At 71.5% G+C, this 13501-nt stretch carries 13 protein-coding genes; 9 read left to right on the top strand and 4 right to left on the bottom strand.

All coding sequences use genetic code 11. The features are described from left to right. Positions 1-47: 47 nt before the first annotated feature. A complete protein-coding gene (locus tag ABZ833_RS10190) occupies positions 48-1172 on the top strand; it encodes an oxidoreductase (protein ID WP_361043725.1) in 1125 nt (374 codons plus the stop codon). Between the two features lie 27 nt (positions 1173-1199). Here ABZ833_RS10190 and ABZ833_RS10185 read toward each other — a convergent pair whose 3' ends face one another. Next, the gene (locus ABZ833_RS10185; RefSeq protein ID WP_361043723.1) at positions 1200-1496 is read right to left on the bottom strand and encodes a YciI family protein; all 297 of its coding nucleotides are present in this window, start codon (positions 1494-1496) and stop codon (positions 1200-1202) included. 221 nt (positions 1497-1717) lie between these two features. Here ABZ833_RS10185 and nfi point away from each other — a divergent pair, with 221 nt between their 5' ends. Continuing rightward, positions 1718-2470: a deoxyribonuclease V gene (gene nfi, locus ABZ833_RS10180; RefSeq protein ID WP_361043721.1), complete on the top strand. Its 753-nt coding sequence runs from the start codon at positions 1718-1720 to the stop codon at positions 2468-2470. On the opposite strand, the gene ABZ833_RS10175 is transcribed toward nfi, so the two are convergent. Beyond that, positions 2442-3653 carry a saccharopine dehydrogenase NADP-binding domain-containing protein gene (locus ABZ833_RS10175; protein WP_361043718.1) on the bottom strand — a complete coding sequence of 404 codons (1212 nt, stop codon included), beginning with the start codon at positions 3651-3653 and terminating at the stop codon, positions 2442-2444. The genes nfi and ABZ833_RS10175 overlap by 29 nt on opposite strands. An 84-nt stretch (positions 3654-3737) precedes the next feature. On the opposite strand from ABZ833_RS10175, the gene ABZ833_RS10170 reads away from it, so the two are divergent. Further along, a complete protein-coding gene (locus ABZ833_RS10170) occupies positions 3738-4124 on the top strand; it encodes an MmcQ/YjbR family DNA-binding protein (RefSeq protein ID WP_361043716.1) in 387 nt (128 codons plus the stop codon). Between the two features lie 21 nt (positions 4125-4145). Here the strand turns inward: ABZ833_RS10170 and ABZ833_RS10165 are convergent, their stop codons facing one another. Next, positions 4146-4595: a DUF523 domain-containing protein gene (locus ABZ833_RS10165; RefSeq protein WP_361043714.1), complete on the bottom strand. Its 450-nt coding sequence runs from the start codon at positions 4593-4595 to the stop codon at positions 4146-4148. Positions 4596-4729: 134 nt separating this feature from the next. Here ABZ833_RS10165 and ABZ833_RS10160 point away from each other — a divergent pair, with 134 nt between their 5' ends. The 6 genes from ABZ833_RS10160 to ABZ833_RS10135 all read left to right on the top strand — a co-directional run bounded on the left by ABZ833_RS10160 (position 4730) and on the right by ABZ833_RS10135 (position 12607). Then, positions 4730-5878: a CaiB/BaiF CoA-transferase family protein gene (locus ABZ833_RS10160; RefSeq protein WP_361043711.1), complete on the top strand. Its 1149-nt coding sequence runs from the start codon at positions 4730-4732 to the stop codon at positions 5876-5878. Further along, complete coding sequence (locus ABZ833_RS10155) at positions 5878-6903, top strand: LLM class F420-dependent oxidoreductase (RefSeq protein WP_361043708.1); 1026 nt, start codon at positions 5878-5880, stop codon at positions 6901-6903. Before ABZ833_RS10160 ends, ABZ833_RS10155 begins: the two co-directional genes overlap by 1 nt. A 10-nt stretch (positions 6904-6913) precedes the next feature. Further along, a complete protein-coding gene (locus ABZ833_RS10150; RefSeq protein ID WP_361043705.1) occupies positions 6914-8056 on the top strand; it encodes an acyl-CoA dehydrogenase family protein in 1143 nt (380 codons plus the stop codon). A gap of 48 nt (positions 8057-8104) precedes the next feature. Continuing rightward, a complete protein-coding gene (locus ABZ833_RS10145) occupies positions 8105-9319 on the top strand; it encodes an acetyl-CoA C-acetyltransferase (protein ID WP_361043703.1) in 1215 nt (404 codons plus the stop codon). 275 nt (positions 9320-9594) lie between these two features. Then, positions 9595-11766 (top strand): 3-hydroxyacyl-CoA dehydrogenase NAD-binding domain-containing protein, encoded by a 2172-nt coding sequence (locus ABZ833_RS10140; RefSeq protein ID WP_361043700.1) that lies wholly within the window; start codon positions 9595-9597, stop codon positions 11764-11766. A gap of 148 nt (positions 11767-11914) precedes the next feature. Then, entirely contained in the window at positions 11915-12607 is a 693-nt protein-coding gene (locus ABZ833_RS10135) for a hypothetical protein (RefSeq protein WP_361043698.1), read from the top strand. 21 nt (positions 12608-12628) lie between these two features. On the opposite strand, the gene ABZ833_RS10130 is transcribed toward ABZ833_RS10135, so the two are convergent. Further along, entirely contained in the window at positions 12629-13363 is a 735-nt protein-coding gene (locus tag ABZ833_RS10130) for a MerR family transcriptional regulator (protein ID WP_361044755.1), read from the bottom strand. Between the last annotated feature and the right edge of the window lie 138 nt (positions 13364-13501).

Genomic DNA, 13501 nt, shown 5'->3' with positions numbered 1-13501 from the left:
AGAATGCCCGGAAGGAATCCTGCGTTCCGGTGGTAACTTCGCCCGCCATGAAGTCCTTGGGGAAGACGAGAAGGGTGCGGTCCATGGGCCGTGCGGTGTCGGTGGGGCTGTGCGGGGCGGCGCTCGCCGCGACGGCGCTCACGGCGCCAGGGCTCGCCCAGGAGGCCTCCGCGGCCCCCGAGGGGCAGTCGCGGCGCGGCGGTGGCTGGGATCTCAAGGACAGCGGCACCGACGCGCGCTTCCGCGGTCTCGCCGCCGTCAGCCGGAGCACCGCCTGGGTGGCGGGGGCGAAAGGCACCGTGCTGCGCACCTCGGACGGCGGGCGGAAGTGGCGCGACGTCTCCCCGCCCGGTGCCGAAGGGCTGGAGTTCCGTGACGTCGAGGCCTTCGACGGCCGCCGTGCGGTGGTCCTCGCCATCGGTGAGGGCGAGGCGTCGCGGGTCTTTCGCACGGCGGACGGCGGGGCGACCTGGACGGAGTCCTTCCGGAACACCGATCCCAAGGCCTTCTACGACTGCATGACCTTCTTCGACCGGAGCCACGGCCTGGCGATGAGCGACCCCGTGGACGGCAAGTACCGCATCCTGTCCACCGCCGACGGCGGCCGCTCCTGGAAGGTCCTGCCCAGCGACGGCATGCCCGCGGCCCAGGAGGGCGAGGCGGGCTTCGCCGCGAGCGGTCAGTGCCTGGTGAGCTCGGGCCCCCGCGACGTGTGGCTGGCCACGGGCGGAGCGGCACGCGCGCGTGTCCTGCACTCCGCCGACCGAGGCCGCACCTGGACGGCCACCGACGCGCCGATCCCGGCGGGCGCCCCGGCCCGCGGCGTCTTCGGCCTCGCCTTCCGCGACCGTACGCACGGCATCGCGGTCGGCGGCGACTACACCCCCGACCAGCCCTCCCCGAAGGCCGCGGCCACCACGGGCGACGGCGGCCGCACCTGGACCACGGCGGCCCAGCCCCCGCCCGCCTACCGCTCCGGGGTGGCCTGGCTGCCGGGGAGCCACCGGGGCGCGCTCGCGGTCGGGCCGACCGGCACGGACGTCACGTCGGACGGCGGGCGCACCTGGCGGACGGTCGACCCGGGGTCGTACGACACCGTGGACTGCACGCGGGACCGGGCCTGTTGGGCGTCCGGCGAGAAGGGCCGGATCGCGCGCTGGGAGGGGAACTAGGGCCCGTCGCCGTCGCCGTCGGCCGGGCTAGGGCAGTTGCTGCCGGTAAGGGGCGAGTTCGGGGGCCGTCTTCGTGGCGATGAATTCGGTGATGCGGTACTCGCAGACCTCCGCGAGCACGAAGGGATCGCTCGCCGCGATCTCCTCGATCGCCGCACGGTCGTCGGCCACGGCGAGGATCACGCCGCCGTCGCGCGGGTTCTTGCGCCCGGAGGCGATGAAGACGCCCTGCGCGTACAACTGGTCGAGCCAGGCCACGTGGGCCTCAAGCTCCTTGTCGACGGCGGACACGGGCGCGGTGTAGGTCAACTCGAGAACGAACATGATCGTGAGGCTACCGCCGGGAGTCGCCAGGCGTGGCCCGGGGCCGGGGAGTTCGCGCGGAGGAGACGAAGCCGGGCGGGAGGTCCGGGCGAGTGCGGGTGCCAGTCCGCGGCGGCCCGGCACCGTCCGCCGTCCGCCGTCCGCCGTCCGCCGGAGCGGCCCGTCCGCGTTCGTGGGCGCACTCCGTGCCGGGACGGCGAAGGCCTAGGCTTGCCCGCACGATGACGACGCACACCGCAACCCCCTCCCACGTCCCCGCCGACTGGCCCACGGACGAGCCGTCCGCCCGCGCCGTCCAGGACGGGCTCCGCGCCCGGGTCGTGCTCGGCGAAGAGGGGCCGCGGCCGGGCACGGGGCACGTCACGGGGGTCGACGTCGCCTACGACGACGAGCGCGACATCGTCGCCGCCGCGGTCGTCGTCCTGGACGCCGCCACACTCGAAGTCGTCGAGGAGGCGACCGCGGTGGGCCGCGTGGCCTTCCCGTACGTGCCGGGCCTGCTCGCCTTCCGCGAGATCCCGACCCTCCTCGCCGCCCTGGGGGCGCTCGAAGCCGATCCGGGCCTCGTCGTCTGCGACGGCTACGGCATCGCGCACCCCCGCCGGTTCGGCCTCGCGAGCCACCTCGGCGTCCTCACGGGACTCCCCACGATCGGCGTGGCCAAGAACCCCTTCACGTTCACGTACGAGGCTCCCGGCGCGCCACGGGGCAGCGCGGCCCCCCTGCTCGACGGAGCGGAGGAGATCGGCCGCGCCCTGCGCACCCGCGAGGACGTCAAGCCGGTCTTCGTCTCCGTCGGGCACCGCGTGAGCCTGGACAACGCCTGCGCCCACACGCTCCGCCTGACGCCGCGCTACCGCCTCCCCGAGTCGACGCGGCGCGCGGACGCCCTGTGCCGCGCGGCCCTGCGCGAGGCGACCGGCGCGGCACCGGACCCAGCGGCGGCTACCGCGTCGCCGCCACCCGGAACCTGAGCCCCGCCGCCGTCAGCCGCGCGGTCAGCGCGTCGCCCATCGCCACGGCGGTGGTCAGCTGCCCGGCCACGTCCGGCAGGTCGTCGTCGACGGCCAGGCACAGCGCCGCCTCGGCCAGCATCTTCGCCGTCTCGTCGTACCCCGGGTCACCGCCCGAGACCTCGGTGAACACCCGCTTGCCGCCGCCCTCGCCGACGAACCGCACGGAGAACCAGCTCTCCGCACGCCGCTGCTCGCTCGGGCCCTCGCCGGGCTTCAGGCGCGACGACAACCACCGCCGTGCGGGCGGCAGTTGGGCCGCGGCCACCAGGCCGGTGACAGCCGCCGCGCCGCCGAAGGCGAACGGCAGGGTCTTGACCGCCGCGTAGTGCCGGTAGCGGAAATCGGGCCCGTAGCGCTCGAGGGCCCGCGCCGAGCGCTGCACCACCTGCGGGTCGATCGTCGGCAGGGGCAGGGCCCAGGCGCCGACCTCGCCCGCGTACCGGGGCGCGCTCGGCGGCGCGTACGCCTTGCGGTCCACCAGGCGCGGCTCGTGCCGCCGCCGGTCCCGCGCGGCGGACAGCATCTGCGGCCCGCGCGCGAACTGGGCGAGCGCGGAGGCGAACGTGCCCCCGGAGAAGGTCGCGTTGCTGCGCACGAACCCGTCGACGCGCAGCGGCACGCCCTCGGGGAGCTGTCGCACCGTGAAGTACGCGCCCAGGTCGTGCGGGACGGAGTCGAAGCCGCAGGAGTGCACGAGGCGTGCGCCCGTCTCCCGTGCGCGGGCGTCGTGCCGCACGTACACGAGGTCGACGAACTCCGGCTCACCGGTGAGGTCCACGTAGTCCGTGCCCGCGTCCGCGCACGCGGCGACGAGATCCTGGCCGTACGCGAGATAGGGGCCCACGGTCGTGGCCACCACGCGCGCGTGGCCGGCCATCTCCCGCAGGGACGCCTCGTCCGCCACGTCCGCGCGGACGAGGGGGAGTTCCGCGCAGGCCGGATGGGCCTCGGCGAGCTTGTCCCGCAGCCGCTCCAGCTTCCCCGTGTCGCGCCCCGCGATCGCCCAGCGCAGCCCTTCGGGCGCGTGCGCGGCGAGGTACTCCGCGGTGAGCACACCGACGAAACCGGTCGCTCCGAAAAGGACGATGTCGTACGTGCGGTCCGCCGCACGCTCCTTGCCGTTGCCGTTCTGACTGGTCATGGCACCTCTCTGCCGTGCACCCCGCGCCGATGTCGGTGGCCGAGGCTAGCGTGAGGAGTCGCAGCGGTTACCAGGAGGTACCCCATGGCTGTCCCGAAGAGTGCCCTGACGAAGTGGGAGCGGGTGCGCGGCTTCGCGCTCGGCATGCCGGGCGCGACCGAGGACTTCCCCTGGGGCGAGAGCGTCGCCAAAGTCAACAAGAAGGTGTTCGTCTTCCTCGGAATGGACGACGGCAGCTATCCCCTCGGCATCACCGTCAAGCTCACCGACGAGGCGACGCACGCCCACGCCCTGACGGCGCCGGGCGCGGAACCCGCCGGGTACGGCCTGGGCAAGGCGGGCTGGGTGCGCGTCCCCCTGGAGGAGAAGGGCGGACCGGCCGCCGATCTGCTCTGCGACTGGGTCGAGGAGAGCTACCGCACGATCGCCACGAAGAAGCTCGTCGCGGAGCTGGACGCCCGCGCCTCGTGATCCGTGCGGAGCCGCCCGGCCTTACACCCCCGGCGCCGCCCGCACGCTGATCCCGTTCCGCTGGAACAGTGCTGCGGTCACTCCGTCGCCCGCCACCAGCCGCCCGCCGAATGATCCGTCGTGGACCGAGCCGTGCCCGCACGACGGGCTGCGCGGCATCAGCAGCGCCTCGGTGCAGCCGCCGGCCAGCGCCGCCGCCAGCGCGCGCCGGGCTCCCGCCACGAATGCGGCCGTCACATCCTGTCCCGTGTCGTCGACGACACGGGCCGTCCCGTCGAGCACGTCGTGTCCGTCGCCGCCGACGAGCTCGGCAGGCCGGCGGGGGGTGGGCAGCCCGCCTGCCGCCTCCGGGCAGAAGGAGACGACCCTGCGGCCCGCCACCGCGTCGTCGAGTTCCGGTGACTCCTTGTCGCGGCCGTCGAACCGGCAGGGCACCCCGCGTAGACACGCGCTGACCAGTACGGAATCCATGACCGCAGGCTAGTCGCCGCACCGCCTGTCCCCGGATTTGTCTAAGCGCTTGCTTGCTAGGGTCTTGTGCGGAGTGGAACACGTTCTTAGCATCACTGGTGTTACATCAGTTGTGTCATAGCGCTGGGGGCTCAATGGCAGTGCCGGACAAGGGCGTTCGCGGACCGCTCGCCGGGGTGCGCGTGGTCGAGCTGGCGGGCATCGGGCCCGGCCCGTTCGCGGCCATGCTCCTCGCCGACCTCGGCGCCGACGTCGTGCGCGTCGACCGACCGGGCGGCGGCGGTCTCGCGATCAATCCCGAGTACGACGTCACCAACCGCAACAAACGCTCCGTGATCGTCGACCTCAAGGCGGCGGACGGCGCGGACCGCGTCCTCGACCTGGTCGACCGCGCCGACGTCCTCATCGAGGGCTACCGCCCCGGCGTCGCCGAGCGCCTCGGCGTCGGGCCCGCGGACTGTCACGCCCGCAACCCGAAGCTCGTCTACGGACGGATGACCGGCTGGGGCCAGGAGGGCCCGCTCGCCCAGCGCGCCGGACACGACATCGCGTACATCGCGATCACCGGCACCCTCGGCATGATCGGCAACCCCGGCGAGCCGCCCACCGTCCCCGCCAACCTCGTCGGCGACTACGCGGGCGGCTCGCTCTACCTCGTCGTCGGCATCCTCGCGGCCCTGCACCACGCGCGCGAGCACGGCAGCGGCCAGGTCGTGGACGCCGCGATCGTCGACGGCACCGCACACCTCACGTCCATGATCCACGGCATGCTCGCGGCCGGCGGCTGGCAGGACCGGCGCGGCGCCAACCTCCTGGACGGCGGCTGCCCGTTCTACGGCAACTACGAAACGGCCGACGGCGGTTACATGGCCGTCGGCGCCCTTGAGCAGCAGTTCTACGACGAGTTCATCGAGCTGCTCGGCCTGACGGGACAGGCGCCCGCGCGCAAGGACCTCGCCCGCTGGGGCGAGCTGCGCGAGGCGGTCGCCGCCCGCTTCAAGGCGCGCACGCGCGAGGAGTGGACGGCCGTCTTCGAGGGCTCCGACGCGTGCGTCGCGCCCGTGCTCTCGCTGTCCGAGGCCCCCGGCCACCCCCATCTCGCCGCCCGCGGCACCTTCGTCGACCACGGCGGCATCACCCAGCCCGCCCCCGCGCCCCGCTTCTCCGCGACCCCGACGGACGTCCGCAGCGGCCCCGCACAGCCCGGCGCGGACACCGAGGACGTGGCCCGCGACTGGGACGTACCGGCCCTGATGAGCATCCCCACGAAGGAAGACGACTGATGCAACTCTCCGCACCTCTCGCCTACGCGGGCGACCCGCGACAGGCCGCCGACGACGTGGCGGTCCTGGAGTCCGCCGGTCTGGACGCCGTCTGGGTGGCGGAGGCCTACGGCTTCGACTCGCCCACCATCATGGGCTACCTGGCCGCGCGCACCGAGCGTATGAAGATCGGCGCCGCGATCCTCAACGTCTACTCGCGCACCCCCGCCCTCATCGCCCAGACAGCAGCCGGACTCGACGCGATCTCCGGTGGCCGCGCGATCATCGGGCTCGGAGCGTCGGGCCCGCAGGTCGTCGAGGGCTGGCACGGAAAGCCGTACGACAAGCCCCTGGCCCGCACCCGCGAGGCGATCGAGCTGACCCGCCGCATCCTGCGCCGCGAGGTCATCGACCACCACGGCATCACGGACATGCCGCTGCCCGAGGAGAAGGGCGGCAAGCTGGGCAAGCCGCTCAAGATCCTCACCAAGCCGGTGCGTTCCGAAGTGCCGCTGTACGTCGCTTCTCTGGGCCCGGCCAACGTCCGCATGACCGCCGAGATCGCCGACGGCTGGCTGCCCACCCTGTTCATTCCGGAGAAGGCCCACCAGGTGTGGGGCGCTCCGCTCGCCGAGGGCAAGGAGAAGCGCGATCCGGCGCTCGGTCCGTTGCAGACGGTCGCGGGCGGACTGCTCGCCATCGGTGACGACGCGGCGGCCGTACGGGATTTCGCCCGGCCCCAGATCGCCCTCTACGTAGGCGGCATGGGAGCTGTGGGGAAGAACTTCTACAACGACCTCGCGGTCGCGTACGGCTACGAGAAGGAAGCCAAGCTCATCCAGGAGCTGTATCTCTCGGGCAAGAAGAAGGAGGCCGAGGCCGCCGTCCCGGCCGAGTTCTGCGAGCTCATGTCGCTGTGCGGCCCGGAGAGCTACGTCCGCGAGCGCGTCGAGGCCTTCCGCGAGGCGGGCGTCGACATGCTCAACGTCATTCCCGTCGGCCCCGAGCCGGCCACGTTGATCGAGACCGTCAAGGGCTGGCTCTAGGAGGCCGTACGTGAAGCGACAGATCTTCTCCGCCGAACACGAGGCGTTCCGCGAGACCGTCCGCACCTTCCTGGCCAAGGAGGTGCTGCCCCACTACGAGGAGTGGGAGAAGGACGGGATCGTCAGCCGTGACGCCTGGCGCGCCGCGGGCAAGCAGGGGCTCCTCGGGCTCGCCGTGCCCGAGGAGTACGGAGGCGGCGGGAACGAAGACTTCCGCTACAGCGCCGTCCTCGCCGAGGAGTTCACGCGCGCGGGAGCCTCCGGGCTCGCGCTCGGCCTGCACAACGACATCATCGGCCCGTACCTGACCTCCCTGGCCACCGAGGACCAGAAGCGGCGCTGGCTGCCCGGCTTCTGTTCCGGCGAGATCATCACGGCCATCGCGATGACCGAGCCGGGCGCGGGCTCCGACCTCCAGGGCATCCGCACCACCGCCACGGACCAGGGCGACCACTGGCTGCTCAACGGCTCCAAGACGTTCATCTCGAACGGCATCCTCGCCGACCTCGTCGTCGTCGTCGCCAAGACCTCCCCGGAGGGCGGCGCGAAGGGCCTGTCCCTGCTGGTCGTCGAGCGCGGCACGGACGGCTTCGAGCGCGGCCGCAACCTCGACAAGATCGGCCAGAAGTCCCAGGACACCGCCGAGCTGTTCTTCAACGACGTACGCGTCCCCAAGGAGAACCTCCTGGGCGAGCTCGACGGCGCCTTCATCCACCTGATGACGAACCTCGCGCAGGAGCGCATGGGCATCGCCGTCGCGGGGATCGCCGCCGCCGAGTACCTCCTGGAGATCACCACGACGTACGTCAAGGAGCGCGAGGCCTTCGGGCGCCCGCTCTCCAAGCTCCAGCACATCCGCTTCGAGATCGCCGAGATGGCCACCGAGTGCGCGGTCACCCGTACGTTCCTCGACCGCTGCATCGTGGATCACTCGAACGGGGAACTCGACGCCGTGCACGCGTCGATGGCCAAGTGGTGGGCGACCGAGCTGCAAAAACGCGTCGCCGACCGCTGCCTGCAACTGCACGGAGGCTACGGCTACATGACCGAGTACCGCGTGGCCAAGGCCTTCACCGACGGCCGCATCCAGACGATCTACGGAGGTACGACCGAGATCATGAAGGAGATCATCGGCCGCTCCCTGCTCGCCTGAGCCCGCCCCCACCCTCACCTTCACAGTTCTTTGCGAAAGGCTGCTGTCTTGACCACCGAAGCGTACGTATACGACGCGATCCGCACCCCGCGCGGACGCGGCAAGGCCAATGGCGCCCTGCACGGCACCAAGCCGATCGACCTGGTCGTCGGCCTGATCCACGAGATCCGGGCGCGCTTCCCCGACCTGGACCCGGCGGCCGTCGACGACATCGTCCTCGGCGTCGTGGGCCCCGTCGGCGACCAGGGCTCCGACATCGCGCGCGTCGCGGCCATCGCCGCCGGTCTTCCGGACACCGTCGCGGGCGTCCAGGAGAACCGCTTCTGCGCCTCGGGTCTCGAAGCGGTCAACATGGCCGCGATGAAGGTGCGTTCCGGCTGGGAGGACCTCGTCCTCGCGGGTGGTGTCGAGTCGATGTCGCGCGTCCCGATGGGTTCGGACGGCGGCGCCTGGTTCGCCGACCCGATGACCAACTACGAGACGGGCTTCGTGCCGCAGGGCATCGGCGCCGACCTCATCGCCACGGTGGAGGGCTACTCCCGGCGCGACGTCGACGAGTACGCGGCCCTCTCCCAGGAGCGTGCCGCGGCGGCCTGGAAGGACAACCGCTTCGAGAAGTCCGTCGTGCCGGTGAAGGACCGCAGCGGTCTGGTCGTCCTGGACCACGACGAGTTCATGCGCCCCGGCACCACCGCCGACTCGCTCGCCAAGCTGAAGCCGTCCTTCAAGGACATCGGCGACCTCGGCGGCTTCGACGCGGTCGCGCTGCAGAAGTACCACTGGGTCGAGAAGATCGACCACGTCCACCACGCGGGCAACTCCTCCGGCATCGTGGACGGCGCCGCGCTCGTGGCCATCGGCACCAAGGAGGTCGGCGAGCGCTACGGCCTCACGCCGCGTGCCCGGATCGTCTCCGCCGCCGTCTCCGGCTCCGAGCCGACCATCATGCTCACCGGGCCCGCCCCGGCGGCCCGCAAGGCGCTCGCCAAGGCGGGTCTGACCATCGACGACATCGACCTCGTCGAGATCAACGAAGCCTTCGCGGCCGTGGTCCTGCGCTTCGTCAAGGACATGGGCCTGTCCCTGGACAAGGTCAACGTCAACGGCGGCGCGATTGCGTTGGGCCATCCCCTGGGCGCCACCGGGGCGATGATCCTGGGCACGCTGGTGGACGAGCTGGAGCGTCAGGACAAGCGGTACGGCCTGGCCACGCTGTGCGTCGGCGGCGGCATGGGGATCGCCACGATCGTGGAACGGGTGTAGCGCCGCTGGGGCCGGGGCCGTCGCCGACCGCGGGTGCGTCGTGGTTGCTCGCGCCCACGCGGCGGAGCCGCAGATGTCACAGCCCCGCGCCCCTGAAGGCATGCGCTGCGCGCAGCCTTCCCCGATACGCGCTCTGGAGATGGCGCACGCAGTGCGCATCTTCAGGGGCGCGGGGAACTGCGCGATCAGCCCCCACCAGCGGTCAGCCGGTCACGTCCCCTCAGCCACCCTCCCCGGATCCCGCCCGGGCCCACTCACACTTCACGGAGCGCATCATGACGCAGAGCACTACTATCCGCTGGGAAATGGACGCCACCGGCATCCTCACCCTCGTCCTCGACGACCCCAACCAGTCCGCGAACACCATGAACCAGGGGTTCAAGGACTCCATCGCGGCGATCGCCGAGCGCGCGGAGGCCGAGAAGGACTCCATCCGCGGCATCATCTACACCTCCGCCAAGAAGACCTTCTTCGCCGGCGGTGACCTGAAGGACATGATGCAGGCCGGTCCCGAGAACGCGCGCGACGCGTTCGAGGCGGGCGTCGCCATCAAGAGCTCCCTGCGCCGCATCGAGACCCTGGGCAAGCCCGTCGTCGCCGCCATCAACGGCGCAGCCCTGGGCGGCGGTTACGAGATCGCCCTCGCCAGCCACCACCGCGTCGCGCTCGACGCGCCCGGATCCAAGATCGGCCTGCCCGAGGTCACCCTCGGCCTGCTCCCGGCGGGCGGCGGCGTGACCCGCACCGTGCGCCTCATGGGCATCGCGGACGCGCTCCTCAAGGTGCTCCTCCAGGGCACCCAGTACTCCCCGAAGCGCGCCCTGGAGAACGGCCTCGTCCACGAAGTCGCCGCGACCCGCGAGGAGATGACCGAGAAGGCCCGCGCCTTCATCGACGCCAACCCCGAGTCGGCGCAGCCCTGGGACAAGCCGGGCTACCGCATCCCCGGCGGCACCCCGTCCAACCCGAAGTTCGCGGCGAACCTGCCCGCCTTCCCGGCCAACCTCAAGAAGCAGATCAACGGCGCCCCCTACCCGGCCCCGCGCAACATCCTCGCGGCCGCCGTCGAGGGCTCGCAGGTCGACTTCGAGACCGCGCTGACCATCGAGGCGCGCTACTTCACCGAGCTGGTCACCGGGCAGACCGCGAAGAACATGATCCAGGCGTTCTTCTTCGACCTCCAGGCCGTCAACTCCGGCGCCAACCGGCCCAAGGGCATCGAGCCGCGTCCGGTCCGCAAGGCCGCCGTGCTCGGCGCCGGGATGATGGGTGCGGGCATCGCCTACTCGTGCGCCCGCGCGGGCATCGAGGTCGTCCTGAAGGACGTCTCCGCCGAGGCCGCCGCCAAGGGCAAGGCCTACTCCGAGAAGCTGTGCGCCAAGGCGGTGGAGCGGGGGCGTACGACCCAGGAGAAGGCCGACGCCCTGCTCGCCCGCATCACGCCGACCGCCGACCCGCAGGACCTCGCGGGCTGCGACGCAGTGATCGAGGCCGTCTTCGAGGACACCTCGCTCAAGCACAAGGTGTTCCAGGAGATCCAGGACGTCATCGAGCCGGACGCGCTGCTGTGCTCCAACACCTCGACGCTGCCGATCACCCAGCTCGCCGAGGGCGTCACGCGGCCCGTCGACTTCATCGGCCTGCACTTCTTCTCGCCCGTCGACAAGATGCCGCTCGTCGAGATCATCAAGGGCGAGCGGACCGGGGACGAGGCGCTCGCGCGCGCCTTCGACCTCGTACGCCAGATCAGCAAGACGCCGATCGTCGTCAACGACTCGCGCGGCTTCTTCACCTCGCGCGTGATCGGGCACTTCATCAACGAAGGCGTCGCGATGGTCGGCGAGGGCATCGAGCCCGCGTCGATCGAGCAGGCCGCGGCCCAGGCCGGCTACCCGGCGAAGGTCCTCTCCCTGATGGACGAGCTGACCCTCACCCTGCCGCGCAAGATCCGCAACGAGACCAGGCGCGCCGTCGAGGAGGCGGGCGGCACCTGGGCCGGGCACCCGTCGGACTCCGTCATCGACCGCATGGTGGACGAGTTCGAGCGTCCCGGCAGGAGCGGGGGAGCGGGCTTCTACGACTACGTGGACGGCAAGCGTGCCGGCCTGTGGCCGGGCCTGCGCGAGCACTTCACCAAGGCGGGCACGCAGATCCCCTTCGAGGACATGCAGGAGCGCATGCTCTTCTCGGAGGCGCTCGACACCGTGCGCCTGGTGGAGGAGGGCGTCCTGACGTCCGTCGCGGACGCCAACATCGGCTCGATCTTCGGCATCGGCTTCCCCGGCTGGACCGGTGGCGTGCTCCAGTACATCAACGGCTACGAAGGCGGCCTGCCCGGGTTCGTGGCACGCTCGCGCGAGCTGGCCGACCGCTACGGCGAGCGCTTCACGCCGCCCGCGCTGCTGGTCGAAAAGGCTGACAAGGGCGAGAAGTTCAGCGACAACTGACGTGAACTGAACCGCTCACCTGCGGTTCCGCCCCTGAGGGGGCGGAACCGGGGGTCTTCTTGCCGCGTCGTATTCTGCCGTAGGGCATGATCACGACAAACGGAGGATGACCGCTGTGCGGTTGACAACTGGGGGAACGACGCGAGCAGTGGGCGTCGGAGTGCTGGTCCTCTCGCTGGCCCTGACGGGCTGCGGGGGAAAGAAGAAGAACAAGAAGCACAAGTCGGGTTCGGGCTCGTCGCACAGCCGCACCATCGGCGGCGCGACCGGCGGCGGCTCCGCCGCGAAGGGCGGCGGCTCGCTGAGCGGCGCCCAGGACGCCAAGGCGGTCCTGCCGCCCACCGGCACCATGCCCGCCGCCCTGCGCAACGTCGGCACGGAGCTGCACAGCCGCGCCAAGGCGCCGTCCGTGTGCAAGGACCCCGGCGGCACGTGCAAGAACGCCGTCGCCAACGGCCAGGTCGGCTACCACACCGACGACAAGGGTGAGGGCGCCAGTTACGACGTGATCGTGTACCGCAACGACAGAGCCGCCCAGCGTGCCTTCGCGGCCTGGGACAGCTACGTGCGCAACAACAAGCACGAGCTGAAGGTCGTCGACGGGCCGACGCAGGGCGCCGACAGCGTCGCCTTCGGGTTCACGCGGCCCGCCGAGAAGAACACCCAGGAGATCGTCATCCTCCAGGGCAAGTTCGTCGGCACGCTCAAGCTCCGGGACAACTCCGGTCCCGCGGAAGCCGGGAAGGACCTGAGCGTCCTCGCCGAGGTCTACGCCACGCGGCTGCTGCAGGCCACGCAGGACGAGGCGCCGACCGCCACCGCGGCCAACGTCAAGGTGTAGCAAGGGGATGGGGGGAATGGCTCAGCTCTCCGTGAGCCACTCCCTCAGCTCTTCCTTCAAGGACCGCTGGAACGCCGTCACCAGGGCCTGCACCACCATCGGCTGCATATGGGCCGACAGGGACCGCATCGCCGCCACGTGGGCCGGGTCCGACTCCCGCTCGCGGTAAGGGCCCCACACCTCGTCGCGGAAGAGCCGGGACAGCTCGACGGCCGCCGAGCGGGTGTGCTCCATCAGGACCGTGCGCGCCGCCAGGATCGTCTCGTGCGCGATGGGTACGTCGAGCAGCTCCACGCCCAGGCGCAGCAGCCCCGGGTCGACGCGGTACGCCCCCGGGAGCTCCGTCGGCGCGACGACCCCCATCGCCGAGAGCCGGTCCAGGTCCGCGTCGGTCAGCGAACGGCCCGCCCTGCGCTCCAGCTCCGCGCGGTCGGTGTCCTCGGCCGAGTCGGGGGCCCAGGAGGCCACCACGGCGCGGTGGATGGCGAGGTCGTGGGCGCTCAGATCGGGCGGCAGCTGTTCCAGGTACCGCTCGATCGCCGCCAGCGTCATGCCCTGGTGCTGCAACTCCTCGATGAGCCCGAGCCGGGACAGGTGCTCCTGGCCGTAGTGACCGACCCGGCGCGGGCCGATCACGGGCGGCGGAAGCAGGCCCTTGGTGCTGTAGAAGCGGATGGTGCGGACGGTGACGCCCGCGCGCGCGGCCAGTTCGTCGACCGTGAGCGTCGGCTCGTCGGTGTCCGACGTCGTCGTCATCGTCATGGCAGCGCTTCGCCTCCCCAGTTGTGCACCGACAGTTGTGCACCGATCAGGTGCAACAGTATTGCTGTCTCACCACTGTTGTGAAAGCGTCCGGCCCAGTCACTTGCTTCGTCGATGACGCCAGGAGGCGGT

Origin of the sequence: Streptomyces sp. NPDC047525, assembly GCF_040643025.1 — a bacterium.
In the GTDB taxonomy this organism is placed as follows: domain Bacteria; phylum Actinomycetota; class Actinomycetes; order Streptomycetales; family Streptomycetaceae; genus Streptomyces; species Streptomyces durmitorensis.
The sequence above is the reverse complement of the archived record's forward strand: the minus strand, read 5'-3'. Positions and strand labels throughout refer to the sequence as shown.